This window comes from Streptomyces sp. CB02366 (assembly GCF_001905905.1).
In the GTDB taxonomy this organism is placed as follows: domain Bacteria; phylum Actinomycetota; class Actinomycetes; order Streptomycetales; family Streptomycetaceae; genus Streptomyces.
This window is the reverse complement of the sequence record NZ_LIVT01000008.1, coordinates 1-24,110: the sequence shown is the minus strand read 5'-3', so window position 1 is coordinate 24,110 and position 24,110 is coordinate 1. Positions and strand designations below refer to the sequence as shown.

The 24,110-nt window shown below is 70.8% G+C and carries 22 protein-coding genes and 3 pseudogenes; 16 read left to right on the top strand and 9 right to left on the bottom strand.

Translation table 11 applies throughout. From position 1 onward, the window contains the following. Positions 1–32: 32 nt before the first annotated feature. Positions 33–215: a hypothetical protein gene (locus tag AMK24_RS22265; protein ID WP_073770605.1), complete on the top strand. Its 183-nt coding sequence runs from the start codon at positions 33–35 to the stop codon at positions 213–215. Positions 216–236: 21 nt separating this feature from the next. On the opposite strand, the gene AMK24_RS22260 is transcribed toward AMK24_RS22265, so the two are convergent. Continuing rightward, a complete protein-coding gene (locus AMK24_RS22260; protein WP_073770604.1) occupies positions 237–1,103 on the bottom strand; it encodes a hypothetical protein in 867 nt (288 codons plus the stop codon). Positions 1,104–1,302: 199 nt separating this feature from the next. On the opposite strand from AMK24_RS22260, the gene AMK24_RS22255 reads away from it, so the two are divergent. Then, positions 1,303–2,208, top strand: a complete 906-nt coding sequence (locus AMK24_RS22255; protein WP_073770603.1) for an oxygenase MpaB family protein — start codon at positions 1,303–1,305, stop codon at positions 2,206–2,208. 46 nt (positions 2,209–2,254) lie between these two features. On the opposite strand, the gene AMK24_RS22250 is transcribed toward AMK24_RS22255, so the two are convergent. Together AMK24_RS22250 and AMK24_RS35220 are read right to left on the bottom strand one after the other, a co-directional pair. Further along, the gene (locus AMK24_RS22250; protein WP_073770602.1) at positions 2,255–2,854 is read right to left on the bottom strand and encodes a class I SAM-dependent methyltransferase; all 600 of its coding nucleotides are present in this window, start codon (positions 2,852–2,854) and stop codon (positions 2,255–2,257) included. 140 nt (positions 2,855–2,994) lie between these two features. After that, positions 2,995–3,081 (bottom strand): annotated as a pseudogene (locus AMK24_RS35220) (TerD family protein); the annotation flags it as partial. 224 nt (positions 3,082–3,305) lie between these two features. Between AMK24_RS35220 and AMK24_RS22240 the strand changes: the two are divergent. Beyond that, positions 3,306–3,812: pseudogene (locus AMK24_RS22240) on the top strand (GTP-binding protein); the annotation flags it as partial. A gap of 21 nt (positions 3,813–3,833) precedes the next feature. Here the strand turns inward: AMK24_RS22240 and AMK24_RS22235 are convergent. After that, positions 3,834–4,262, bottom strand: a complete 429-nt coding sequence (locus AMK24_RS22235) for a PPOX class F420-dependent oxidoreductase (protein WP_073770600.1) — start codon at positions 4,260–4,262, stop codon at positions 3,834–3,836. Between the two features lie 142 nt (positions 4,263–4,404). Here AMK24_RS22235 and AMK24_RS22230 point away from each other — a divergent pair, with 142 nt between their 5' ends. From AMK24_RS22230 to AMK24_RS22215, 4 genes are all read left to right on the top strand, one after another. Further along, positions 4,405–4,818, top strand: a complete 414-nt coding sequence (locus tag AMK24_RS22230) for a roadblock/LC7 domain-containing protein (RefSeq protein ID WP_073770599.1) — start codon at positions 4,405–4,407, stop codon at positions 4,816–4,818. Positions 4,819–4,927: 109 nt separating this feature from the next. Next, a complete protein-coding gene (locus AMK24_RS22225) occupies positions 4,928–6,100 on the top strand; it encodes a DUF6397 family protein (RefSeq protein ID WP_073770598.1) in 1,173 nt (390 codons plus the stop codon). Positions 6,101–6,139: 39 nt separating this feature from the next. Next, positions 6,140–6,628, top strand: coding sequence for a GNAT family N-acetyltransferase (locus AMK24_RS22220; protein ID WP_073770597.1), 489 nt, complete (start codon positions 6,140–6,142; stop codon positions 6,626–6,628). A gap of 258 nt (positions 6,629–6,886) precedes the next feature. After that, a complete protein-coding gene (locus AMK24_RS22215) occupies positions 6,887–7,516 on the top strand; it encodes an LAETG motif-containing sortase-dependent surface protein (protein ID WP_073770596.1) in 630 nt (209 codons plus the stop codon). A 102-nt stretch (positions 7,517–7,618) separates the two neighbouring features. Here the strand turns inward: AMK24_RS22215 and AMK24_RS22210 are convergent, their stop codons facing one another. Next, positions 7,619–9,763 (bottom strand): SpoIIE family protein phosphatase, encoded by a 2,145-nt coding sequence (locus tag AMK24_RS22210; RefSeq protein ID WP_073770595.1) that lies wholly within the window; start codon positions 9,761–9,763, stop codon positions 7,619–7,621. Positions 9,764–10,037: 274 nt separating this feature from the next. Here AMK24_RS22210 and AMK24_RS22205 point away from each other — a divergent pair, with 274 nt between their 5' ends. The 6 genes from AMK24_RS22205 (at position 10,038) to AMK24_RS22175 (ending at position 15,936) form a co-directional block, all read left to right on the top strand. Continuing rightward, positions 10,038–11,156 (top strand): enoyl-CoA hydratase/isomerase family protein, encoded by a 1,119-nt coding sequence (locus AMK24_RS22205; protein WP_073770594.1) that lies wholly within the window; start codon positions 10,038–10,040, stop codon positions 11,154–11,156. Between the two features lie 119 nt (positions 11,157–11,275). Next, entirely contained in the window at positions 11,276–11,491 is a 216-nt protein-coding gene (locus AMK24_RS22200; protein ID WP_107427446.1) for a bacteriocin immunity protein, read from the top strand. A gap of 1,417 nt (positions 11,492–12,908) precedes the next feature. After that, positions 12,909–14,006 (top strand): hypothetical protein, encoded by a 1,098-nt coding sequence (locus AMK24_RS22190; RefSeq protein ID WP_073770592.1) that lies wholly within the window; start codon positions 12,909–12,911, stop codon positions 14,004–14,006. A gap of 31 nt (positions 14,007–14,037) precedes the next feature. Next, positions 14,038–15,162: an HBL/NHE enterotoxin family protein gene (locus tag AMK24_RS22185; protein ID WP_073770591.1), complete on the top strand. Its 1,125-nt coding sequence runs from the start codon at positions 14,038–14,040 to the stop codon at positions 15,160–15,162. Positions 15,163–15,351: 189 nt separating this feature from the next. Then, the gene (locus AMK24_RS22180; protein WP_199876480.1) at positions 15,352–15,549 is read left to right on the top strand and encodes a hypothetical protein; all 198 of its coding nucleotides are present in this window, start codon (positions 15,352–15,354) and stop codon (positions 15,547–15,549) included. Positions 15,550–15,720: 171 nt separating this feature from the next. Further along, on the top strand, positions 15,721–15,936 hold the full coding sequence (locus AMK24_RS22175; RefSeq protein WP_073770590.1) for a hypothetical protein: 216 nt from the start codon (positions 15,721–15,723) through the stop codon (positions 15,934–15,936). A gap of 68 nt (positions 15,937–16,004) precedes the next feature. Here AMK24_RS22175 and AMK24_RS22170 read toward each other — a convergent pair whose 3' ends face one another. From AMK24_RS22170 to AMK24_RS22160, 3 genes are all read right to left on the bottom strand, one after another. Next, positions 16,005–18,236, bottom strand: coding sequence for a LamG domain-containing protein (locus tag AMK24_RS22170; RefSeq protein ID WP_073770589.1), 2,232 nt, complete (start codon positions 18,234–18,236; stop codon positions 16,005–16,007). Between the two features lie 363 nt (positions 18,237–18,599). Next, positions 18,600–20,165, bottom strand: coding sequence for a sensor histidine kinase (locus AMK24_RS22165; protein WP_079190589.1), 1,566 nt, complete (start codon positions 20,163–20,165; stop codon positions 18,600–18,602). After that, positions 20,152–20,832: a response regulator transcription factor gene (locus tag AMK24_RS22160; protein ID WP_073770587.1), complete on the bottom strand. Its 681-nt coding sequence runs from the start codon at positions 20,830–20,832 to the stop codon at positions 20,152–20,154. The genes AMK24_RS22165 and AMK24_RS22160 overlap by 14 nt, the downstream gene beginning before the upstream one ends. 123 nt (positions 20,833–20,955) lie before the next feature. On the opposite strand from AMK24_RS22160, the gene AMK24_RS22155 reads away from it, so the two are divergent. Then, positions 20,956–22,503, top strand: coding sequence for a glycosyltransferase family 39 protein (locus tag AMK24_RS22155; RefSeq protein WP_073770586.1), 1,548 nt, complete (start codon positions 20,956–20,958; stop codon positions 22,501–22,503). On the opposite strand, the pseudogene AMK24_RS22150 reads toward AMK24_RS22155, so the two are convergent. Then, a pseudogene (locus tag AMK24_RS22150) lies at positions 22,485–22,886 on the bottom strand (transposase family protein); the annotation flags it as partial. The gene AMK24_RS22155 and the pseudogene AMK24_RS22150 sit on opposite strands and share 19 nt — an antisense overlap. A 221-nt stretch (positions 22,887–23,107) precedes the next feature. Between AMK24_RS22150 and AMK24_RS22145 the strand changes: the two are divergent. Both AMK24_RS22145 and AMK24_RS34835 read left to right on the top strand, forming a co-directional pair. Then, positions 23,108–23,527 (top strand): HIT family protein, encoded by a 420-nt coding sequence (locus AMK24_RS22145; RefSeq protein WP_079190588.1) that lies wholly within the window; start codon positions 23,108–23,110, stop codon positions 23,525–23,527. Positions 23,528–23,542: 15 nt separating this feature from the next. Then, a complete protein-coding gene (locus AMK24_RS34835) occupies positions 23,543–23,764 on the top strand; it encodes an AfsR/SARP family transcriptional regulator (RefSeq protein WP_073770584.1) in 222 nt (73 codons plus the stop codon). Positions 23,765–24,110 lie beyond the last annotated feature (346 nt).

The window sequence follows — 24,110 nt, the reverse complement described above, 5'->3', positions numbered from 1 at the left end:
GAGCGGCGCCGGCCGCGGAGGAGGCGTGGACCATGTCGAACGGTGCGAAGGCCGCCGTCGGGGGCGTTCTGGCGGCAGCGATCCTGTGGCCCCTGCTCGGATTCTGGTGGGCGCTGCTGATCGTGATCGGGCTTCCCGCCGCGGGCTATCTGCTGCTGGACCCGTCCCAGCGGAGCAGGCTCCGCAGAATCAACCGCAAGCGGATCGGCCGCTGACCGCCGAGGGCGCCCGCGTCCTCACGTGGGACGGACGGCCAGCCCGTCCAGCGCCATGAGAAGGCCGGGGAGGGCTGCTCCACGGCCCACCGGGATGACGGTCCCCGGCTCCTCGTCCAGAAGGAACAGGGCGATGTCGTCGGTCCGCGCCACCATCGACCACCCCGGGCCGTCGACGCGCAGGATGCGGGCGTCGGCGGAGGCGTACGAGGAGCGGATCCGGCCGGGCGGGGGCGGAGCCGTCGTGTAGGCGGCCGCCTCCGACAGCGCCCTGCGTACGCCGGGGTGGCGCACGGCGGCAGAGGCGTCGTGCGCCGGCTCTCCTCCGGCGTCGCCCTCCGGCTCCGGCCCGGCGTCCGGCCGCAACACCCGCGCGTCGTCGAGCTGCCCGCGCCACACCGGCCACTGCGCGGCGATCTCGTCCGCCCCGAGCCGTCGCTGCGGCGGACCCCAGGCCTCCGCGTCGGGCGGGGACAGCGGCGCGGGGCCCTCCGGGTCCGTCTCCGGATCGTGCGGCTCGGGGACGCCGGGAGCCGAGACGGCGAGGTCCATCGGCCAGCCCGGCAGCGCGCACACCATGGAGCGCTCGTCGGGGGAGAGGTCGTGCTCCATGCCGCAGTCCCACGCGGCGATGGCGACGGCCACCTGGGAGGCGTCCTCCACCACCACGGTCCACCGGGCCCCCTGGCCGTCCTGCCCGAGTACCAGGCCGTAGCCCTCCTCGTACGGTTCGAGTCCGAGGGCGGCGCACGCGGCCGGGTAGTCGTCCCCGAGCACGGCGGGGAACCGTGCGGGCGTCAGCAGCATCGCGGTCAGCACCAGCAGGGCGTCGTCCTCGACCGCGGCCGTACCGTCCGCACCGGGCACGGCGCTCTCCCCATCGCTCATCGCGCACCCGCCCCTCGTCCGGCCTGCCTGCCATGGTCCGTCGGCGCACCCTAACCACTCGGTAACCTCTCCGTCGAGGCCCTGGCGACCGCCGGTGATCCAGGGCCGGGCCACTCGTCCGGGTGGGACCTGCCGCTCGTCCGGGCGCGCGCGGACTCTGTGCGTAGGGTTGAATTTCCGGCCGAACGAGGGGGACAACATGGCGAAGCGGTACGACCGGCTGAAAGAGATCCAGGCACTGGACCCGGAGCGGGACTACCACGAGATCTACCGGCTCACCGTCGCCCACGAGTTCCCCTGGGACATCACCCGCGCCCTCGAACTGGCCCTGTACCGCACCTACGCCGTGCCCGGCATCGGCCGACTCCTGGACGAGACGGCGGAGCTGACGCACCGTTCCCAGAAGCGCTACGACGACACCGCCCTGCTCCTCGACGCGGTGGTGGAGCACGGCTTCGACACCGACGAAGGCCGCACGGCCATCCGCCGGATCAACCAGATGCACCGCGCCTACGACATCGGCAACGACGACATGCGCTACGTCCTGTGCACGTTCGTCGTCACCCCGAAGCGCTGGCTGGACGACTTCGGCTGGCGCCGCCTCTGCTGCCACGAGCGGCGCGCTTTCGCCGCCTACTACCGCACTCTCGGCGCCCGGATGGGGATCAAGGACGTGCCGGAGAGCTACGAGGACTTCGAGCGCACCCTCGACGCCTACGAGGACGAACACTTCGGCTGGGACGAAGGGGGCCGCCGGGTCTCCGACGCCACCTTGGCGCTGATGGGCTCCTGGTACCCGGCACCGCTGGCCCCCCTGGTGCGCGGCGCCGCCCGCGCCCTGCTGGACGACTCGTTGCTCACGGCGTTCCGCTACCGCCGCCCGGGGCCGGTGGCACGCGGGCTGACCAGGGGAGCGCTCCGGCTGCGGGCCCGTGCCGTCCGGCTCATGCCGCCCCGCCGCAGGCCCCACTACGCGCGGCAGAACCCCGAGATCAAGGGATATCCGGACGGGTACGAGATCGCGAAGCTCGGTACGTTCCCCGCCCCCGGTGTCCGAGGCTGCCCCGTTCCCGGCCATCGGCCGCCGCGGACGCCGGCCGAGTGACGCGGCCGGCGCGGGCCGGGACGCCGCCTCCGTCCTCGCGAGGCTTTCAGCCCTGTCTGACGGCGAGGGCGAGGAAACGGTCGTCCTCGTCGGTGTAGGACTCCAGCCGCCACCCCGCACCCGCCAGGAGGACCCGCAGCCGCGGCTCGGCCCGCAGATCGTCGTCGGTGACGGCGCGGCCCTGTCGCGCGGCGAGGGCGGCCCGGCCGATCGGGTGGAACAGGGCGAGCGTTCCGCCCGGCCGTACGACGCGGGCGAGTTCCGCCACATCGGCCTCGGGGCGGGCCAGGTGTGAGAGCAGTCCGGCTCCGAACACCGCGTCCACACCTCCGTCGCGCAGCGGGAGCCGAGCGACGTCGGCCCGGAGAAGCGCCCCGCTGCCGCCCCGCCCCGCCCGTACGGCTTCCGCGAGCATGGCCGGGGTGAGGTCGGCGCCCAGCACCGTGCCCCGCGGTCCGACCACCGCCCGCAGCGGGGGCAGCGCGCGCCCCGTGCCGCAGCCCGCGTCGAGCACGGTGTCACCGGGACGCAGCCCGAGCAGGCCGACCGCGGCGGCGTAGGCGGGACCGTCGTCGGGGAACCGGCTGTCCCAGCCGGCCGCACGAGGGGTGAAGAAATCCAGGACATGGGTGTGGTCATCGGCCATGGGGCCATGGTCGCGCAGGCGGCCGGGTGTGTCACCGGGCCCCGCCCGGCCGGCCGGCCTGCGGTCCGGCGCCCGGGGCCGGCCGGTACGTCAGGCGGCGGCGACCCGTCCGGTCGGACGCGGACGCCGTAGTCCGAGGCGGCGTCCGCGAGGCCGAAGGCGTAACCCCGGGCGACGGCGCGAAACCGCCACCCGGCGCCGCGCCGGTACGACTCCCCGAAGACCACGGCGGACGCGACACGGCGCACCGCGCCGAAGGGCGGCCCCGCGAGCCCTCGTCCGCTTCAGGACCCGCCCCGGCGGGGGGACTGGCCGTACTCCTCGGCGGCGTCCGGCACCGTCCCGTCGCGGGCCTGCCCGACCACCGACCGGCGCGGACCCGCCGCTCAGCGCCGGCCGGTGTACGGCGGGCCCCCTCGGCACGTAGGAGCAGTCGCACATCGACGGGTACAAGACGACCCCGGTGGGATCGGTGAGCGAGATCCGCCCGCTGCACTCGGAGGAGGCGGCGGGCAGGAGGGGGGAGGCCGGAGGGATGGAACGGGGGGCCACGACGACCGTAGCGATGGATTTCGGCCGTATCACCGTCCACGCGGGGCTCTCGCTGTACCTGTTCGGCATGCCGGGCCAGGACCGCTTCCGGTTCCTGTGGGGCGAGCTGTGCGCGGGGGCGCTGGCGGCGATCGTGCTCGCCGAAGCCCGGCGGGTGGAGGACTGCCTCACCGCCGTCGACCACTTCGAGCGCGCCCGGGTGCCGTTCGTGGTCGCCGTCAACCTCTTCCCCCGAGCCCCCGACCGTACGGAGTGCGACGTGGCGCGGGCGCTGGGCCTCGAACGGGGCACACGGGTCGTGCTGTGCGACGCGCGGGACCGGACCTCCGGGAAAGAGGTCCTGATCCGCACGGTCGAGTACGCCGGCCGGGTGCACACCGCCCGGCTGCTCGCTTCCCTCGGCTGACGTTTCCGAGCCGGCCCCCGGTCAGTCGGCCATGTCGGCCATCGCGGTCACCTTGTCGATCCGTACCCGCACGACCAGCTCGCCCGGCACGCCGTTGCGGCGTCCGAACTCCTCGGCGGCGTCCGCCCCCACGTAGCGGCGGGCGATCAGCGTCGCCCACCGCAGGAGCTCGCCAGGGTCCTCGCTCAGCTCGGCGCGTCCCTTCACCACCGCAAACGCGTACGGCGGCCGGTCGTCGTCCACGCACAGGGCGACCCGTCCGTCGCGTGCGAGATTGCGCCCCTTCACGGTCTCCTTGCCGGTGTTGAAGACCACCGAGTCACCGTCGAGGAGAAACCAGACGGGTGCGACGTGCGGACTGCCGTCGGCCCGCACCGTCGAAACCTTCGCCGTGCGCGTGCCTTCCGAGAGGAAGGCCCGCCAGGCGTCTTCAGTCATGTGGTGTGCCATGGTCCCCATCCTGAGCCCCCTGCGCGGATGGCGCGAAGCGGCGCCCCGGGGCGCGAGGGGCGCTTGCTCCCAGGGGGCGGGTGCGCGAGGCTGGCGAGCGTAACGGGGGCACGGGGAACGAAGGCACGGGGAGGACGAGCACATGCCGCTTGACCGGGGACTCGACTGGCTTCTCGACGATCTCACCAAAAGGGTGCAGTTCATACGGCACGCCTTGGTGCTCTCGAACGACGGGCTGGTCACCGGGGCCAGTACCGGGCTCGCCCGCGAGGACGCGGAACACCTGGCGGCGGTCGCCTCCGGCCTGCAGAGTCTGGCGCGCGGGTCGGGGCGTCACTTCCGGGCGGGCCGGCCCCGCCAGACGATGGTGGAGTTCGACGAGGCACTGCTCTTCGTGACGGCCGCCGGCGACGGCAGTTGCCTGTGCGTGCTGACCGCTGCCGAAGCCGACGTCGGCCAGGTCGCCTACGAGATGACCCTGCTCGTCAACCGGGTCGGAGAACATCTCGGGGTCTCCGTCCGCCAGGGCGGCCCCGAGGACCTCGGACCCTTCTGACCTGCTTTTTCCTCCGGTCCTTGCCCGGTTGTCCACAGGGCTGACGGGTGATCGCTCTCCTGGACTACCGTGATCACGGAGAGTAGTCGAGGTGGCGGGGGAGACAGCCATGACAGTCAGCCGAGCGCTGCGGGTGGACGCCGGCGGCCGGAACGCGCGAGCCGAGCGCGGCCGTGTGCGGGCCGAGGGCACGCGAAAGAGGGCCGGCGCCCCCGCTGTGGTGACGCGTGCGGAAGGCGTCGGTGGACGGGACGGGGCCGTCGCCCGGACGGCGACGGTCGCGCCCGGGCGAGCCGTCCGTGAACTCGGCCTCCGGCGTACGGAGTTCGAGCTCGCGGTGCACCTCGGGCTGATCGCCGTCGTCACTGGGCCGGACGGTGGGCGGTCCCGCGTGCACGAGGAGGAGATCGAGCGTCTGCGGGAACTGCCGGGCTTTCCCGGCAGCGTGGCGGAGAGGGTCCGCACCGTCGGCACGGCGGAGGGCGCGGCCCTGCTGGGCGTCCCTCCGGCCCGGTTCACCCGGTTGGCCCGGGCAGGCCGCGTCTCACCGGTGACGTTCTGTCTGAACCGGTATCGCGCGGTGGTGTGGCTCTACCTGGCGGACGAACTCGCCGCGTTCGCGGCCCGGGAACCCGAGTTGCTCGGCGGGCGGATGCCGGAGGAGATGCGCGCCGTGCTGGAGACGGGCGCCGACCTGCGGGCGCGCAACTGGCGGTCGCAGCGGATCGACCGGCTGGTGAACCGCTCGCCGGACCCCTGGGCGCGGGCTGCGGCCCACGCTTCAGCGCTGGACCCGGTGCACCTGGCGGAAGTGGTCGACGACCCCGGCGAACGCGCTCACCTCGCACGGGTCCGTCCGGGGCCGGTCTTCAAACGCCCGGTCCCGATGGCGGCGAGGGAGGCCGTGGCGGAGCTGATGGCGGCCGACGACCCCGACGAGATCCTCTGGCGGCGGATCAACCTGACGCTTGAAGTGGACCGGGCGCGCGAGCACCGGCCGGCTCCGGTTCCGGGGAGCGGTGCGGGGGCCCGCAGGATCCCGGCTGTCGAGGTCGTCACCGGGAACGGGAAGAGCGCGGGAAGCGGGGCGGACGCCGGGAGGGGGGCAGCGGTGGCGACCGGCTCCGCTCCCAGGCGCGAAGCGGCGGAAGCGGGCTTGACCTCCGCCGTCGATTCGACGCCGCCGGTCTGCGCCGGAGCGTCGCGCGCCGCCGTCCCCGGCGGGCCGAGGGCGAAGAGGCTTCTCGCCGGGCTGGGACGGCGCGGCAGGGGCGAGGGGTGACTTTTCGCGCCGATCGACCGCATGGGCCATCCTGTCAGGATGTTGATCAGAGAAGCCACCGCGAAGGACTGGTCCGCCGTCTGGCCCTTCTTCCACTCCGTCGTCTCCGCCGGCGAGACGCTCACCTACCCGCTGGATCTCGGACAGGAGGAAGCCGAGGGATGGTGGTTCGTCCCGGCGCCGAGCCGCGTGGTCGTCGCCGTCGACGAGGCCGGGACGGTGCTCGGTACGGCGAAGATGAACCGCAACCACATGGGCAACGGCTCCCACATCGCCAGCGCCACCTACCTGGTCGATCCCGCCCACTCCGGCCGGGGCGTGGGACGCGCGCTGTGCGCGTACTCCATCGACTGGGCTCGCGCCGAAGGGTACCGGGCCATGCAGTTCAACGCGGTGGTCGAGACCAACACCTATGCGGTCAAGCTGTACCGGTCGCTCGGGTTCGAGGTGATCGGAACCCTGCCGGAAGGCTTCCGCCACCCGGTCCAGGGCTATGTGGGACTTCACATCATGCACAAGGCCCTGTGACGGCACGCCCGGAGCCGCCCTTCCTGGCGGAGGTCCCCGCGCGATGACGGGCGGTGCCTGTGCGGACCGCGCACTTTCGGCCACTGTGGGAGGGGGGACGGGCCGGGGCGGCTCGCCCGCAGGACCGGAAGTGGGAGGATCATGAACTGAGTTGGCGCGCCGGACTGTCCATGGGGCGGGTGAGTCGCCGGGGGGCGATGGCAGTACTGTGCGCCCCACCGCCATCGGGGCGATGAGAAGTAGCTGGAGGAAGAATCCATGACCATACCCAGGAGATCGTGGCGTGGCGCGGGAGCGTTCGTGGCCGCTGCGGTCGTCGGTCTGACCGGAGGCGTCATCTCCGCCGGTCCGGCCGCGGCTCACACCCCCACCTGGGACGTGACCTGCTCCGAGGTGACTGTCGACCTCACCAACTACACGGACGGCGTCCCCAACACGGTGACCGTCACGGTGGACGGGAAGGACCTGCTCCCCACCGAGACGTTCGGCCGTGAGTTCCACAAGAAGCTGACGCTGCCCGAGCACGACCAGCCGGTGACCGTCCGACTGGTCGTCAAGGACGCCGACGGGGACGGCAAGCACTCCATCGACAGGACGAAGACGGCGGAGGTGTGCGAGGAGGAGCCCAGCCCCACCCCGCCCCAGCCGACCCCGAGTGAGCCGGCCCCGTCGCAGTCCACCGGGACGCCCGAGCCGAGCGTCACCCCCAGTGAGCAGCCTTCGGAGTCCGCGCCCGCCGTGCCCGCCCCGAGCCCGAGCTCGCCGGACCTGGCCGAGACGGGCTCGTCCTCGTCGACGCCGATCATCGGTGGCGCCGCCGTCGCGGTGCTGCTGGCCGGCGGCGGCATCCTGTGGGCCGTCCGCAAGCGCCGTACCGCCCAGAACTGACGCCTCCGCTCAGCGGAGCGGCTGATCCGGGGGGTGCGGGGGCGGCACAGTGGTGCCGCCCCCGCACCCCCCCTGCCGGCTCGTCGCCGCCCCCCGACGCCGTCACCGCTCCGTGGCCGACGGCACGGTGGCCGACGGGGGAGCGGGGCCGATCTCGCACCAGACGGCCTTGCCCTCGCCCCGCGGTTCGATCCCCCAGCGGGTGGCGACGGCGTCGAGCAGCAGCAGTCCCCGGCCGGAGGTGGACGTCTCGCCCGGCGTACGCCGACGGGGCCAGGCGCTGGACCGGTCCTGGACCGACAGCCGGACCCGGCGCACCGGTTCGGGAAGCACCTCCAGGGTCAGAACGGCCCCGCCCTCGGTGTGCAGGAGCACATTGACCAGCAACTCGCCCGTGACCAGTTCGGCGTCGTCGGCGAACTCGGCCATCTCCCAGTCGGTGAGGGCCTGGCGCACGATCGCGCGGGCGTCCGAGAGCCCTTCCGGGTCCGCCTGGTGGATGTACTGGTGGAGCCGTGGCGCGTGCGACGTCCCCACGTCCGGGCTCCGTCGCAGGACCAGCAGGGCCACGTCGTCCCCGGCGCCCCAACGCTCCCACAGCCGTTCCGACAGGTGGTCGGCCAGGGCCTCGGCCCCGGCGGGCCCGGCGCTCACCTCCTGGCGCAGCGCGTCGATCCCGGTGTCGAGGTCGGCCCCGGGCTCCTCCACCAGCCCGTCCGTGTACAGCACGAACGTCTCGCCGGGCACCAGATCGAGCCGCGTCTCCGGGTACTCCTCGTCCAGGAGGTCCGTGGAGATGCCCAGCGGCAGCCCGCCCCGCACCTGTGGACTGCCGACCCGCCCGTCGACGTGCCGGATGAGCGGCCCGAAGTGCCCGGCCCGCACCACCCGCACCGCCCCGGTCCCCAGGTCGACCTGGGCGTACGTGCAGGTGGCGAAGCGCTCGGTGTCCAGTTCCGAGAGGAAGCGGGAGGCCCGGGCCAGCACGGAGGCCGGCGGGTGCCCCTCGGAGGCGTACGCACGCAGGGCGATACGCAACTGGCCCATGATCGCTGCCGCGTGGGTGTCGTGCCCCTGCACGTCCCCCACGACCAGCCCGTACCGGTTCTTGGGCAGGGTGATCACGTCGTACCAGTCGCCGCCGACCTGACGTCCGCTCCAGGCGGCGTGGTACCGGACCGCGATCTCACCGCCCTCGACCTCCTGTATCCGGGACGGGAGCATCGCGGACTGGAGCTGGGTGGCGAACTCGCGTTCCTCGTCGAAGAGCATCGCCCGTTGCAGGGACTGCGCCACGATGGCGGCGAGCCCCAGACACAGGATGCGTTCGTCTGCGTTGAAGACCGTGCGCTCGCGGTAGAAGAGGGCCAGGCCGCCCAGCGACCGGGCCTGAGCCACCAGCGGGAGGTACGCCGCCGCCCGGAAGCCGAACCCGCCGAGGCGGGGCTCCAACTGCGGGTAGCGACGGGCGAGCGCGGCCGGCGAGGTGATGAACCGGGGGCGGCCGCTGCGAATGGCGTCCGCGAGCGGGAGGTCGCGGTCGAGATCGCCGGAACCGAGGCCGTCGAGCACCTCCAGCGACTCGCCGCTCAACGCGACGATGTTCAGCGTGGAGTTCTCCACGAGCCCCAGGGTGAGACCGTCCGCACCCAGCCGGGCCAGCCCCCCGGGGCCGGTGAGGGCGGCCGTCACGTCGTCCACGGTCACCGCGCGGGACATGGCGCTCGTGGTGCGTTCGACGATATCGGTCTGGCGCTGCCGCCGTTTTTCCAGATTGAGGACGAAGGCCGAATGGGTGACCTCCGCCGTCGCGTCCCGGACGATCCCCACGATCCGGTGGGCCCTTCCGTCCTTCGACCGCAGAATGCGGGCCTGGACGTGCGTCCACTGCGGGGTCCCGTCGTCGAGCGGCACGGTGAAATGGACGCTGTAGGAGTTGCCGCCCCCGGTGATGGCCTCGTCGACCGTCACGTCGAGCCTGGCCCGCTCGGCCGGCTCCAGACGTTCCAACAGCGTGCCCGGCCGGGAGTCGAACGTCGCCGGGGCCACGCCGAACACCATGAGCCCGGCCTCGTCGACGTCCACGACCCCGGTGTCCAGGTCCCAGTCGAAACTGCCGGTCCGGTTCATGGCGAGGCGTTCCGGCGGCCGGATCTCCCCGTTGTTCTTCCGGCCGAGCGGGCCGAGCGGGCCGAGCGGGCGGAGCGGAGCGGCTTCGGCGTCCTGCCGCCGTTCGTCGTCGGTCATTCCTGCTCCGGAGGTCGTCCGGTCGGGCCGTGCGTCGGTGCACCCCGCCAGCCTCAATTGTCGAGCCGCGACCATCGGAGTGCCACAGGGCTCACCCGGCCGATCCGCCCGCTCTCGGCCTCCGCCCCGATGATCCGCACGGTCGTCTCCCGCCCGCTCCCCGAGCTTCCTTTCGCGCCGGGGGCCATGGAAACTCAGCGGGGGCCGTCAGCGATCATGGCGGGGGCCCCGCGGCCCACCACCATGTCCACGATCCAGTGAGCGGAGCGCACGCATGAACGACGACCGGCCCGTCCTGCTGGAAACGCGGGGCGCATGCCTGCACGTGACCCTCAACCGCCCCCGCGCCCTCAACGCGCTCAGCCACACCATGGTGCGGATGCTCGACGAGGCCCTGGACCGCGCCGAGCAGGACGAGGCGATCACGTCCGTGCTGCTGTCCGGGGCGGGCGACCGGGGCCTGTGCGCCGGAGGCGACATCCGGGCCCTGCACGACGACGCCCGGGCCGCGGGGCGCGCGTCGCTGGAGTTCTGGCGGGACGAGTACCGCCTCAACGCCCGCATCGCCCGATTTCCCAAGCCCTACGTCGCCCTGATGGACGGCATCGTGATGGGCGGCGGCGTCGGGGTGTCGGCCCACGCCGAGGTCCGGGTCGTCACCGAACGCTCGCGTGTCGCCATGCCCGAGACGGCCATCGGCTTCGTGCCCGATGTCGGGGGCACCCGCCTGCTGGCCGCGGCCCCGGGCGAACTGGGCACCCACCTGGCGCTCACGGGCCGTTCGATCGGGGCGGCCGACGCCCTCCTCTGCGGTCTGGCCGACCACCACGTCCCGGCCCGCCTCCTGCCGGCCCTGGCCGAGGCGCTGGGCGATCCGGCCCTCTCCGGCGAGTCCGCCGCCGGGGTCGTCGAACGGTTCGCCACGCAGCCGCCCGCCGGAGACCTCGACGCACAGCGCGACTGGATCGATGACTGTTACGCGGCGGAGACCGTGGAGGAGATCCTCCACCGGTTGCGGGCGAGCGGAGTCCCGGCGGCGCGGGCCGCGGCCGACGAACTCCTGGCCAAGTCACCGCTCGCGCTCAAGGTCACCCTCGCCGCGGTCCGCCGGGCAGCCCGGCTCGACAGCCTGGAAGCCGTACTCGATCAGGAGTTCCGTGTCTCCAGCCGGGCCTTCGAGCAGCCCGACTTCGTGGAGGGGGTGCGCGCCCGGATCATCGACAAGGACAACGATCCGCAGTGGAAGCCCGGCTCCCTCGCCGAGGTCGACGACGAGCAGGTCGCCCGGTTCTTCGCCCCGCTCGGCCCCGGTGAGCGGGAGCTCGGTCTCGCCCGGCGCCCCGCGGACGCCCCGGCGCGAGGCACTCGCAGCCCCAAGGCGCAGGCCAGATAGGACGAACCGGTGCTGCGCCGGTCCTGCCCGGCCGACGCACGCTCCGGCCAGGACTTGTCCGGCCGATCACGCTGCTCGTCAGGCCGGCGCCCAGGGAGGCTGTGATGGATACCGCGGGTATGAGCCGGGCCGAGGCGGTCTCGCTCGTGCAGCGGATCATGGATGCGGACTACGCGTCCGACGACGAGGCGGACGGGTGGCTGGAGAGGCTCGACCGAACCCTGGCCTGCCCATCCGGCCACGTCAGCGACCTGATCTTCTGGCCGCCGGAGCGAGAGCTCTCTGCCGATGAGGTGGTCGATCAGGCAGGGGCCTACCGGGCGATCGCGTTGTGACGCCCCGGCTCAGGTGCGAAGCCGGACAACGAGGACTGCTGCGGTCGCGATGCCGAGGAAAGGTGGCCGCGTTCCTCGTAGCGGGTGGCCACGGCTCCGGCGTGCTTGAGCCGGTTGACCGCCCGCTCGAAGGTGTTTCGTTTCTTGTACCGTCCTTCGTCGAAGCCTGCTGGTCGCCCGCCGCGTGCCCCTTTGCGCAGGCGGGCAGCCTGGCTGTCGGTCCTCTCCGGAATCGTGTGCCGGACGGTCCGGCACCGCGGGTGCTCGCGGCACGGCCCGTTGCTGTAAAAGGTCCTCACAGAAGCCAATGATCTTGTGACTGTCGGCGTGGATGCTCATCGGTCCGTTCGTGGGGAAGGGGAACTTTCGGCCATGGGGCGACTCGGATGAGCTGTGGTCGCTGATCGGGTCGTTCTGAAGAAGCTGCGGTCGGCCGGGCAGCTGGTCTGGTCTCGGGCGGTGATCGACTCCAGCCGTGTCCGGGCTGCTCGGCGCGGGGCGAGCACCTCCACGACGCCGCTGGCGCCGTGCCCGCGGCGAAGGCATCGCCGTGCGCGGAGGAAACCGGCCGGCAGGCCCCCCGGCGGTGTGCTGGTCCGGGAACATCGCCCGGAACGGTGCATCCGCTACGTGCGCACCGCCATGCAGCGGGGCACAACCTCGAAGCGGGGCACAACCTCGAATGGTGATGCGAATAGGGGAGTTCGAGGCACCGGGATTCGGACATCGGGACGTCCGCTTCGATCCCTGGGGGCTGCTTCCGGGCAGTGTGGGGCGCCTTCCGGCACGGGGCGTCGCCCCTGAGGTACTGAGCGCGGCGGAGCGTTTCTGCGGTGAACCCCTTCCCTCGGGAGGGTGAGCACGGGGCAGAGGGCGGCGCGAAGATGGTGCGCGGCCGATAGAACGCCATAGTGATCAAGAAACTTGTACGTGGCCTCGACGCCCCCTCCCTGGTGGGAGGCGACGTCTCTGGCTGCGGTGGCGGCGCGCAGCGACCGGCAGAGGAACGATCAGGATCCGGCGGACTGGGTGCCGTCGTCCCCGGAAGCGCGGTGCGGGTACGTGGGGGGATGGGTGGCCGCCCGACTCCGCTGGGAGCTCGCCGCGAACGGCCGCGAACTCGAAGGCCTGAAGGTCCACGCCGAGGGACCGTACGAGGACGCCATCGTGCGCTGCACCCCGGCCCCCTGACCGTTCCTCCGAGCTGTTCCCGGTCCGTCCGATCGGCGTGCCGTGCGCATCGACCGGACCAGGTGAGCAGCCGGGGCCGACGCTGGACAGCGCCGACCGGCACCGGCCCTCACCGGCCCCCTGTGTCCGTCTGCGGGCGGCGCACCCGAGCACCGGGGCGAGAAGTCTTCTCGACCGGCCTGTCCTCCCCTGCCCTTCCCGTTCTTCAGTGCCCAACGGAGTCACGATGACGTCATCACAAGTCGCCCCCAACGTTCCGGCCAGGATCACGCTTGCCCCGATCGGCCTCGAAGAGCCCCTGGAACGGTTGGTGACCGCTGCTCAGGTCGCGCAGGTATGGGCCCTGGTTCTCGAAGCGCAGGTGTCCGTCGGCACGGTGGACCCGAGCGATGAGCACGCCATGCATACGGCGCAGGAGGAGGTCAGGGGGAACGCGCGGACGTACCGAAGCGTTCAACTTCCCTCGGTGATCCATCAGCTTGTCCTGATGGCAGGGGCGGCCGACCTCCTCCAGAGCTTGCATGAGGGGTCTGTGGAGTCCCCGGAGAGCGTTGCTTCTTTTCTGGGCGAGCTGATGCCGATTTTCGAAGAGCATGAGCAGCATGCCCGTGATCTCGCAGACAAGTACGGGAAGTTCTCCAAGGAGACGGAGGACCGGCTGGAAGTCCTGGCCGACCGGACGCATGCCGAGATCAAGAAGATCTCCGGGGGCGACGGCAGGATCGCCGCCAAGACAAAGGAACTGGAGGCGATGCAGGAAGAGGTGCGGAAGGACCTGGATGCCGTCATCTCCGCCTCGCACAAGGTGGGCAGCGGCGCACGGAAAATCCTCGACACCATCCTCGACATCTTCAAGGACGCCGCGAAGAAGAAGGGAGAGGGCGACGGCAAGAGCAAGAAGGAGGACAAGCCGTCCTCCGGTGAACCCGCCCCGGAAACCTCGGAGGATGTGCACGAGGGGATCGAAGACATCACGTCCGGTGCCGTTGGTGCGGCCCTCCAGAAGCTCCGCAGGGACCGCGCGAAGGTTGAAGCGCTCTACCGGGAGATCGCCGGTTTGAAGTCGGGCCTGGAGATGGCGAAGAAGATCGATTCAGAATGTGGTGCTTACGGGCGCAGCGTGCGTGGCGTGATGCGCCCGGCCCAGGAAATCGCAGATGCCTGGGCCCAAGTGGTCGCATCTTTTGCGGCGACGCTGGAGGAGCAGACGAAGAAGAACGATGGAGGCGCCTGGCTGGCCACTGAGATCAGCTGGAGCGTCATCAAGTGGAAATCCATCCAGGACCAGGCGGAGAGACTGCGCGCCACGGTCACCGGAAACTGAAAACTCGCTACTGGACGACTGGGAGAAAACTATGAGCGATGCACTTGCCGCTGCCCTGGAAAAGCAGGAGAAAATTGGGGGCGAGGTGGCCGCGCAAAGATCCCTGACCGCGCTCGTGCAAACACATGCTCTCAGTATCATGCAGCAGCCGAAGCCGGACTTCAGTCGCATCGACAACGAAAAGGTCCGGAGCTTTCAAGGTACGGTTCAGGGTGCGCTGAACAAGGCCGCGGACAATGCAGGAAAGTACCTCTGGACGGTACAGCCTGAGTCCATCGCACTCCTGGCGAAGGTCGAGAACTACTTCGTCACGCTGGGTGCTTTTTCGGAAACCCTCAAAGACGAGGAAGATCCGGATGCGATGGTGCAAATGCTGAGGTTCCTGCGTGAGCAGGCGGGCGAGTTCACGGATGAGACGAGGAGGGTCGCTTCCGGTACGGACAGGATGGTCACTGCCTTCAGCGACGACAAGCGGGGGTTCACTGAGTGCGCCGTGGAGATCAACACTCTGGTGAGCGGCGAGAATGGGATTCTGGAAGACTTGCGGAGAGATCTGGAGAATGTGAACGAAAAGATCACCGCCGCCTCCGTGGGGGCAGTGGTGAGCGGGAGTGCGATTCTGACGGGTGCGGCGTTCATCGTCATCGGATGCTGCACTTCGATCTTCACCGGCGGGCTGAGCCTCGGCGTGGCCATCGGCGGCGGTGTCCTGATCCTCGGTGGCCTCGCAGGAGGTATCGGCAGCGGGATCGCGCTAGCGAATCTCTATGACGAGAAGAAGGAGCTCCTCGCCAAGCAGGAACGGCTCGAAAGCGGGGTGAAGCTGCTGACGGCATGCAGCGCCGGACTGGCAGACCTCGGTGCCCAGGCAGGGGGAGTGGCCACCGCGCTGCAGAACACCGCCAACAGCTGGACGATCCTCAGGGAATCGCTGAACTCTGCCGCCGACAACATCGAGAAGGCCGGGAGGGCGCAGTCGGACTTCGTCCGAAAGAGCTTCTTGAGGACCATCGAGAGGTCCTTGCCTCGGAATCTTGAACAGCTGAGGAATACGCGAAACGCCCTCATCGGAATGAAGACGGTCTCCCAACCGAACACACACACCGGAGATCTCATCCGGTTCGAGCTGCAGAAGCCTCCCCGGCTGGCGCGATGACGGCGCTCTGAAACTCCACGCCCTGCGGCCCAGCACCTGTCTGATCATTGAGCGTTTTCAGCGGTGCCTCTCCAGGGGGAGGACGGCTTTGGTGATGACGGTCATGCGGTTCGGGTTGATGTGGGATCTGCGGCAGGTGCGGCGTGGGAGCGGATAGCCCCGCACAGCGCCATCGGTATGCCCGGTGCCGTGGTCTGGACGCCGGCTCAGGCCCTCGGCCACCTGCGCGGCACGAGCTTCGCCCGCCCGGACCTCTTCGGCGGCTGTCACGACCGCTTCGAAACCGAAGTCCTGGAGCTGCTGGAGCGCTACAGCGAGCGCGTCGGCCTCGTCCAGGACGAGATGTCCACCGTGCTGCCGGCCCGACGTCCGGAAGGCAAGGCGTGAGCGGCGGACGGCACACCATGCCGGTGGACGTGCACCTGCTCGCCGTCCGCGACGGAGATCGGGGCCCGGAAGTGCTGCTGTCCCGGCGGGCCGACGACGTGTACACGAGAGGTCTGGGGCACGCGCTCCCCGGAGTTCGTCCTGGATGGCGCCGGGGCGCAGGAGTTCACCGTGGGCAAGCCTCTGCCGACCGGCTTCTACGTGGTCGACACGGAGCGGTCGGACGACGGCTCGTTCATGGGGGAGTCCGTGGACGACAGGCCGGGCCTCGACCTGCTCGCCCACACGAGGCTGAAGGACTTCCGGGGCCGGACTCCGAGGGGGGCGGGAGGGCCCCGCGCTGGGGTGGCCGAAGGCGCGTGGTCCCTGGAGGCCCTGCCCGTGTAGGCGTACGGAACAGGGCGTGCCCCGGCCGGAGACCTCCGGCCTGGGCACGCGGGATTCGCCTGCCAGGATCAGGCGGCGGGCGTCAGGAAGTGACAGTTGGCGGAGACGGGGTTTTTGTTGGTCGTCGCGTCGGCCGTCCGGACCCGCCAGCCGTAGCTGTGGCCGGGGGTGAGCGTGGGGACGGTGAGGGAGACGGTGCCCTGGCCCTTGACCGTGGAGCTCTTCGAGCCCGGCGTGCCCAGGCTCAGGATCTGGGTCGAGGTGGTGTTGTCCCACAGGGAGAACTCGGCCCACACGTCCTTGGACGGGTCGGGGTGCCGGACCGTCGCGGTGAGTGTCGGCGTGCGCGTGGCGGCGGTGCCGAAGGCGTTCCCGTACAGGTCGCCGTGCTGGTGGCATCCTTGGGAGTTCATGCCTTCGGCGACGGGCATCGCGACGCTCTTGTCGGTCGGGGCCGTCATGGTCCCGGAGTACGAGGCGACCTGGTCGTCGCGCAGGGCGTAGGAGAAGGCCTCGGCCCGCTGGAGGTGGCCCTTGAAGCCGGCGTTGCGCACGCCGCTGACGAGGTCTCGGCCGACGACGAAGGGGCCCGTCGCGGACCACCTGGCGGTGTGCGTGGTCTCGGCCTTCTTCGTGCCGTCGACGAAGAGGCTCACCTTGCCGGTGGAGGCGTCGTACACGCCGGTGAGCCTGGTCCACCGGCCCTTGACCGCGCCGGGCGCGACGGCCTGGTCGATGTTCCAGCCGTCGGCGTCGGCCCTCGGCAGGCCGAAGCGCCAGGAGTTGTCGCCCGCGTTGTAGAAGAGGATCATGCCGCTGACCCGGGTGCCGTCCTGGGACACGACGGCGGCCGTGTCCGCGTCGGCGTCGAGTTTGGCCCAGGCGGAGACGGTGAAGCTGTGGGTGGTGTCGATCGCGGGAGCGCGGGCGACGACGGCCTCGTCCACCCGGCCGTCCATGTACAGCGCGCCACCGTGCTCGGCCGCCCGCCAGTCGCTCGTACCGTCACTGCTCGCGCCGTTCAGCTCGGCCGTCGGGCCGCTCGTCGCGGTGGCGCTGCCGTCGAGCTTCCAGGAGACGACAGGGCCTCCCTCGGTGTAGCCGTAGACGGGAGTGTGGTCGGAGTAGGCGTCGTCGTCGGGCCTGCAGTTCCTCTTGACCAGGTGACACTCCGGCTGGGTCGTGACCAGGTAGTCCGTGCGGTCGCCGAACTCCGTCCGCGAGTCGCAGCCGGTGAAGCCGTCGGTCGAGAACAGGTAGTCGATCTTGGACGAGGTCATGGTGTACGACGTGTACCCGCCGTCGGCCCGCTTGACCTCGTTGTCCCGGGTGAGCTTCGTGTGCTCGTTGACGGCGTCGCCGGGAAAGTACGCCCGCTGGTCGCACTCCGCCATCAGGTCGTAGAGCGGCTTGAGCGTGGTCTGGTTGCTGGTGTTGAAGTCACCGCCCAGGACCACGGACGGGAACTGCTTCACGACCCGCTCGACGATGTCGAGCTGCTTCTGGTAGTAGATCGCGGCCGTCCCCGACGAGATCGGGACCTCCCAGTGCGGCTCCTTCTTCTCCTTCGTCGTGTCGGAGTGGAAGTTGGAGATGTGCGTGCTGCACAGGTGGCTTTCCCAGCCCTCCACCTCGGCACAGAGGATGGTGCCGCTGTTCATGGAGAGGCCGGTGCCGACCGGAGTCCCGAAGTCGTCCTCCGACCGCCAGGTGATCCTTCCCTTGACGGCGATGGCGTTGCTCAGTGTGCCGGTCAGGTGATCGCCACGGCAGTCCGATCCCTCGGAGTCGAGGAGTTCGGGATCCCTACGCTCGGGCTCCACCCCGTGCGGGTCGTCGGGCCGGGTCACACCTGCGGAGGCGAAGCTCCACTCGCCCGCCGGAAGGAGCTTCCTGAGTTCGTCGAGGTGGCTCGTTCCGGTGGCGTCGCCCGGTGTCCTGCCGACGCAGACCTCCTGGAGCAGCACGGCGTTGAGCTTGCGCTCGTTGATGAGCCGGACGACGCCTTCCATCTTCCTGCGCGGACCGGACCCGTCGGGAATCGAAAAACCGTCCTTGTCGTACCGTCCGGTGGCGGCGCCGTTCCGCCAGGGGCAGTACCCGGCATCCGAGGCGGTCCCACCGCCTGCCTCCCCGCACATGTTCCAGGTCGCCGCGCGCACCGACTCGCGGGTGTAGCCGGTCGCTGTCGGATCCCCGGGGACGAGGGCCGTGGCGGGTGTGGCCTGGCCCCCGAGGAGCAGGACGACGGCCAGAGCGGGCGCCCACGCGTGCAGCCATCGGGCCGCGAATCTTCTCATATCAGCTCACAAGCGGACGTAGGGGTCTCCGCGTCCCCCCGCCCTGAAGGCCAGGACGGCCCCAGGACTATAAGGAACCCGCTCCTGGACGGATCCCTCCGCCCTCGCGTCCGCGTCCACCACCATCGTGCGGGCCCGGAAGAGTCGGCCTTGCCGCTGGGGGGCGCTGGATACGGCCGTTCAGGGCCAGTTGGCGCGGGACCTTGTAGCCGGCAAGGCGTCACCTTGCACCTCCCGCCCTCGGGCCCGGAGGCGTGGGGGCGGCAGGGACGCACGCCCGGGCGCCACGTCGGCACGAGCCGACTGCGACGAGCGGGTCGGCGGGCGGTGCCGGGCGGAATCGGTGCCCAGGTCGACGGCCCGTCAGCGCGCAGGGCTGTCCGGAGCGGGCCGGCCGGCGGTCCTCGCACCGTCAGGGCGATCTCGTCGGAGGTCGTCGGCGTCAGGTCGGCCCGGGGCTACTCGGGGGATGCGTAGACGGAAGCATGCTCCGGCCTCCGAGGGGACCAGGGCGAGGCTGCCCCGGTGGCGGTGGGCGAGTTCGCGGGCGATCGGGAGACCGAGGCCGGTGCCTCCGTGGCCCCGGGCCCGGGCTTCGTCCAACCGGACGAAACGTTCGAAGATCCGCTCGGACTCCTCGGCGGGGATGCCCGGGCCGTCGTCGTGGACGGACAGTTCGACGTGTTCGGGCTGGTTCCGGACGGTGACCCGGACGCGGCTTGTGGCGTGGCGGGCGGCGTTGTCGATGAGATTGCGCAGGAGTCGTTCGTGGTCGCCGGGACTGCCGTGCACGTATGCGGGAGCGGTGGTGTGGGCCGTGAGGGTCACCGGCCCGTCCGGTGGGACGCCCTGCTCGACGAGGCGGCGGGCCAGGGCGGCCAGGTCGATGGAACCGCTGTCCATCGCGGGCGTGGGGGCGTCGAGGCGGGCGAGGAGCAGCAGATCCTCGGCGAGGTTCTGAAGGCGTCGGGTCTGCCGCGCCGCGGTGTCGACCGCGGCGGGCCAGTCGGTGCGTTCGGGGTAGGCGAGCGCTACTTCCAGGCTGGTCAGCAGGGCGGTGAGGGGGCTGCGGAGTTCGTGTGCGGCGTCCGCGACGAAGCGTCTCTGTTGGGCTGCTGCCTCGTCGAGGCGTTGCAGGGTGGTGTTGATGGTGGTGGCCAGGGCGGTGATCTCGTGTCCTGTGGCGGGTACGGTGACTCGCTCTCTCGGGTCACCGGCGGTGACCGAGGCGGTGGCTGTGCGGATCGCTTCGACCGGCCGCAGGGCGATGCGTACGGTGAAATAGGTGACGGCGGAGATCAGCAGCAGGCCGGCGAGTCCGGCTCGCAGCAGCAGGAATCCGATGTTGGCGGTGATCGCCTCGGCGGTGTGGGGGAGCACCACCACGTAGACCCGCATGGTGGCGTCCGGGGAAAGGCCCAGGCCGGCTCGCTGCTCCCGGGTCAGTTCACCGGCCCAGACGTCGGTGGTGAGAACGGGGTAGGTCCCGCCGCCCAGGTCGAAGCCGCGGACGGCGTCGCTGCGCTCCGGGACGCGCAGTTCGTAGCTCACATAGCCGAAGCCCGCATCGGGATCATCGATGGGCGTGGAGGAGGCGGGTGGTTCGGGAAACACATGGCGGCTGCCGGGAGGAAAGGCGTTCATCCCTCCGCCGGACGCGACGGGGGCGCTGCGTCCGGTGGCGACCACCTCGTACGGCACGGCGCTCCTCGGGCTGGGGATCACTCCTTGCCGTAGCTGGTCGGCGAGCGCCAGCAGCGGGGCCTGGGCCTGGTCCTGGGCGATCTGGGCGCTTTGGCGGTAGACGTCGTGGTGCAGCCACCAGCCGATGCCGAGCAGGACGACTGCGGCGGTCAAGGCGACGGTCACGGCGGTACGGGCGCGTACGGACCGGGGCCACCAACGCCGTCGCGACTCAGCCGCGTTCACGGTCGTCAACCAGCCGGTAGCCGATGCCTCGCACGGTCTGCAGGGAGTGCCGATGGAACGGGGCGTCCACCTTCTTGCGCAGAACGCTGACACGCGCCTCCACCAGATTCGGGTCCAGGGCGTCATCGGGCCACGCGTGGTAGAGCAGATCCGCCTTGGAAACAGCCTGCCCCGCCCGCCGGGCCAGCAGTTCCAGTACGGCGAACTCCCGGGTGGTGAGGTCCACCCGGGCGCCCGCCCGACGGCAGACCCGGGCGGCGACGTCCAGCGAGAGGTCCCCGACGGCGAGGACAGGTGGGGCGACGGCCGCGGCACGTCGGACCAGGGCCCGGAGCCGCGCGAGGAGCACCAGGTAGGAGAAGGGCTTGGCCAGGTAGTCGTCGGCGCCCGTGTCCAATGCCTCCGTCTGGTCCCACTCCCCGTTCTTGGCGGTGAGCACCAGGATCGGAGTCGCGTTGCTCTCGCGGCGCAGCTGGGCACAGACCTTGTAGCCGTTGAGGCCGGGCAGCATCAAGTCCAGGACGACGGCGGCGTACTCACCTGTCCTGGCCATCCACAGCCCCTGCCGCCCGTCGTGGGCGAGATCGACGCTGTACCCCTCGGCCGTCAGACCGGTGTGCAGGGTGCGGGCGAGATCCACCTCGTCTTCGACCACCAGGATGCGCATGCTTCGTAGCCTCGCACGGGGCCCGGAGCCGTTCCTGATCGACCGGTCAGGTTGGGTCAGCAGCCGGTCAAGCGGGCCGGGCACGCTGGCGATGTCCACGCCGCCTGAAAGGCCCTTCCGACGATGTCGCTCGCTGTACGCGCGCCCGCCCCCGCCCCCGCTCCCGCCGCCGGGCTCCCGGGTCAGCCGCCCACTGCCCGGCTGCCCTCCGTCTCGGTGAGGGCCCTGACCGTCGTCGCTCCCGCCTCGCTGTCCCTTGCCCTGGGAATGTGGGGCATCCGCAGACAGAACACGATGTGGGGGGACGAGGCCGTCACCTACCGGCTCGCGCAACGCGAGTGGTACCAGCTGTGGGAGACGGTGCAGCAGGTCGATCTCGTCCACGCTCTGTACTACGCGGTGATGCACCTCGTCTTCGACGTGTTCGGCGCCGAGCTGCTTTCCCTGCGGCTGCCGTCCGTACTGGCCATGGCCGCTGCGACGGGTGGAGTGGGTCTTCTCGGCTTGCGCCTGGCGGGACCTCGTGCCGGAGCGACGGCTGGGCTTGTATTCGCCCTCCTCCCTCAGGTGCAGAAGTACGCCCAGGAGGGCCGGTCCTACGCCGTGGTCTGCGCACTGGTCACCTGGGCGACCTGCGCCCTCGTGATCAGCTCGTCACGGCGCGGCCGTTGGCGGTGGACCGTGTACGGCTTCGCCATGCTTCTGGCCTGCCTGCTCCACGAGTTCGCGGTTCTGGCCCTTGTCGCACACGGTGTCACGGTGATCGTCTCGCGCCCTCCGAAGGCTGTGCTGAGGGCGTGGAGCGTCACCGCCGGCGGCGTGGTGGCAGCGCTTTTGCCGCTGGCGATCGTCAGCGCGGGCCAGTCGGAGCAGGTGTCCTGGATCGGCGGGCCGGTGCGCCCCTACCCCTGGCTGACTGCGGTGGTGGTCGGGCTGGTGTGCACACGAGCGCCCCTGCGGAGCCGAGGGGCTGTCCGGCTGACCGTACTGGCTGTTCCGCTTCTTGTGCTTCCGGGCGCTCTGCTGCTGATTGTCTCCCTCGCCAAGCCGATCTTCGTGGACCGGTACGTCCTCTTCGGCGACATCGGGCTCGCCCTTCTGCTGGGCGCCTTCCTGGAGTACGTCCACAGGCTGCCGCGATACTCCTGGACCGTGTACGTCGCGGTGCCCGCGGCCCTGGTAGCGCTCGCGCCGCTGAGCAGCTCGCTGAGGACGCCCCAGAGCCGGAGTAACGACGCCTCAGCCATCGGCGCCGCCGTCCGCACGGCAGGCCACGCCGGCGACGGACTGCTCTACCTCTCCGGTCAGCACCGGACGCTGACCGCCGCCGATCCCGACGACACACGCCTCCTGGTGGATATCGCCCTGGCGCGAGACCCCGTGGCATCGAACACCCTCGCGGGTGTCGAGCACCCTGCCCCTGAGATCGCCGCCCGTATGAAGCGGTTCGACCGGATCGTCGTCGTGAGGGCAGCAGGCACGTACGCACCGGGGGACCCGCGAGAAGAAGCGAAAAGGGATACCCTGCGACGCCACTTCCGCGCGCACACGACGAGTGAGGTCAACGGCGCGAGAGTGACGCTCTACACCCGAATACACCCGAAATACGGCTCCCACGCTTCGTACCGGACATCAGACGGGCAGCACAGAAGCGCTGCGGGCAGGTCGTAGGCGCGGCCCGGCAGGGCGGGTGAAAGCCACACCGGTCGGCCGCCGGGATCGGTGACCACCTGCACGTTCACCCCGTGGCGCCGGTGTTTGCGGGAGTAGCCGGCCCGGCCGTCGCCGACTCGGTCGCACTCGGCGGGGGCGCCGTCGAGCAGGACGAAGCCGGGTTGGTGTCCGCGCAGCGTCTTGAGCGGATCCGGCGAACGTTCGGCGAGCGGATCGACGACCGCGCCGGGGTAGGCGGGAGCGGTGGACTCGCTGATTCCGAACCCGGCGGCGATCCTCGCGAGTGCGGTGTGCTCGCGCAGGTACACCCGTGCCACCAACGCGCTCTGGAAGGGGCGGAGTTTGCGGCGTCGGTCGCCCTGGCGGGTGACGGTCGGCATGGCGACCCACTCGACGAGTGCGTGCGGCAGGATGGACGACCAGCGAGGCCCCCGAGCAACCTGATGGAGACGTCGGACATTTCCATCAACAGGCCGGGGACCTCGCTCGTTGTGCTTCACGGTCATCACCCGACCGGTAGTCGACTCGAAGAAGCTCAGTGAAGAGACGCCTGGCGACACAGTTGGCAGGGGCGGTGCGGACTCTGGCAAGGTCAGCGCACATGGACTGCACCTTCTGCCATCTGATCCGGGACGATGACGCGCGGTGGGTGGCGCGAGGACCCGTGGCCAGTGCGTTCGCTCCGCTGAATCCCCTCGCGCCAGGTCACACGCTGGTGGTTCCCACGGCCCACTGGGCGGATATCTTCGATATTCCTCCGGAGGACTTGGCGCACACGATGGCACTGGTCCAGCAGGTTGCCGCGATGATGCGGACCGCGTTGCAGGCTGGAGGCGTCAACGTCCTGAATGCCAGTGGGCCCGGATCTGAGCAGTCAGTACCCCATCTGCACTTCCACGTAATCCCGCGCTGGGCGGACGACGCTTTCTCCACCTGGCCCACCCAGCGATCCCGTCACCAGATCGCCGATGATCCTGTCGCCCGGCTCGCCGACGCCCTGGCTGCCGCTCCCACGCGGTGACCCATCACGGAAGCCGTGTCAGAACCCGAGGTCCCCGAAGGGCCCGGCTACGCGCTGCGCCTGCCGCGCGACCCCGTGGACGTCCACCGCTTCGAGGACGCCCTGGCCCGCGCCCGGCATACATCTGAGGCGCTGACCGATCTCGGCGCCGCCCTCGCGGCCTGGCGCGGCCCCGCCTACGCCGACGTGACCGGCTCCGCGGGGGCCCAGCGCGAACGGACCCGCGGGAGGAACTGAGGCTGGAGACGGAGATTCTCCGCGGAACCACGACGCTCCAGCCTTCACGTACCGTCTGGACCTCAGGCGTACGACTCGGCCCGCGCGCCCCCGTGGGACTGGCCCGCACCCTGGCCTTGGCGGGGGCCGGCGAACCTCTGGCTCAGATCACTAGGGCGTGTTTCGAAAGTCCCGCCTGCTCGGCGACGCCCGGCACGCACGCTCGCGGCGTTGTCGGGACCGCCCCGATACATCCGGTATCGGGGCGGCCCTCCGCCTTGCGATCGCACGCACCGGACGCCGCCGAGCCCGCCCTCCGGGCGGACGACGCTCCTTCCGAAACACGCCCTAGCTGTATTGACCCGCA

Coding starts and splice junctions, on each gene's coding strand:
- AMK24_RS22220 (WP_073770597.1), top strand. CDS start 6,140: ATGTTGATCAGAGAAGCCACCGCGAAGGACTGGTCCGCCGTCTGGCCC.
- AMK24_RS22230 (WP_073770599.1), top strand. CDS start 4,405: ATGCCGCTTGACCGGGGACTCGACTGGCTTCTCGACGATCTCACCAAA.
- AMK24_RS22160 (WP_073770587.1), bottom strand. CDS start 20,832: ATGCGCATCCTGGTGGTCGAAGACGAGGTGGATCTCGCCCGCACCCTG.
- AMK24_RS22235 (WP_073770600.1), bottom strand. CDS start 4,262: ATGGCACACCACATGACTGAAGACGCCTGGCGGGCCTTCCTCTCGGAA.
- AMK24_RS22185 (WP_073770591.1), top strand. CDS start 14,038: ATGAGCGATGCACTTGCCGCTGCCCTGGAAAAGCAGGAGAAAATTGGG.
- AMK24_RS22265 (WP_073770605.1), top strand. CDS start 33: ATGTCGAACGGTGCGAAGGCCGCCGTCGGGGGCGTTCTGGCGGCAGCG.
- AMK24_RS22200 (WP_107427446.1), top strand. CDS start 11,276: ATGAGCCGGGCCGAGGCGGTCTCGCTCGTGCAGCGGATCATGGATGCG.
- AMK24_RS22205 (WP_073770594.1), top strand. CDS start 10,038: ATGAACGACGACCGGCCCGTCCTGCTGGAAACGCGGGGCGCATGCCTG.
- AMK24_RS22210 (WP_073770595.1), bottom strand. CDS start 9,763: ATGACCGACGACGAACGGCGGCAGGACGCCGAAGCCGCTCCGCTCCGC.
- AMK24_RS22225 (WP_073770598.1), top strand. CDS start 4,928: ATGACAGTCAGCCGAGCGCTGCGGGTGGACGCCGGCGGCCGGAACGCG.
- AMK24_RS22250 (WP_073770602.1), bottom strand. CDS start 2,854: ATGGCCGATGACCACACCCATGTCCTGGATTTCTTCACCCCTCGTGCG.
- AMK24_RS22190 (WP_073770592.1), top strand. CDS start 12,909: ATGACGTCATCACAAGTCGCCCCCAACGTTCCGGCCAGGATCACGCTT.
- AMK24_RS22260 (WP_073770604.1), bottom strand. CDS start 1,103: ATGAGCGATGGGGAGAGCGCCGTGCCCGGTGCGGACGGTACGGCCGCG.
- AMK24_RS22170 (WP_073770589.1), bottom strand. CDS start 18,236: ATGAGAAGATTCGCGGCCCGATGGCTGCACGCGTGGGCGCCCGCTCTG.
- AMK24_RS22145 (WP_079190588.1), top strand. CDS start 23,108: ATGGACTGCACCTTCTGCCATCTGATCCGGGACGATGACGCGCGGTGG.
- AMK24_RS22215 (WP_073770596.1), top strand. CDS start 6,887: ATGACCATACCCAGGAGATCGTGGCGTGGCGCGGGAGCGTTCGTGGCC.
- AMK24_RS22155 (WP_073770586.1), top strand. CDS start 20,956: ATGTCGCTCGCTGTACGCGCGCCCGCCCCCGCCCCCGCTCCCGCCGCC.
- AMK24_RS22255 (WP_073770603.1), top strand. CDS start 1,303: ATGGCGAAGCGGTACGACCGGCTGAAAGAGATCCAGGCACTGGACCCG.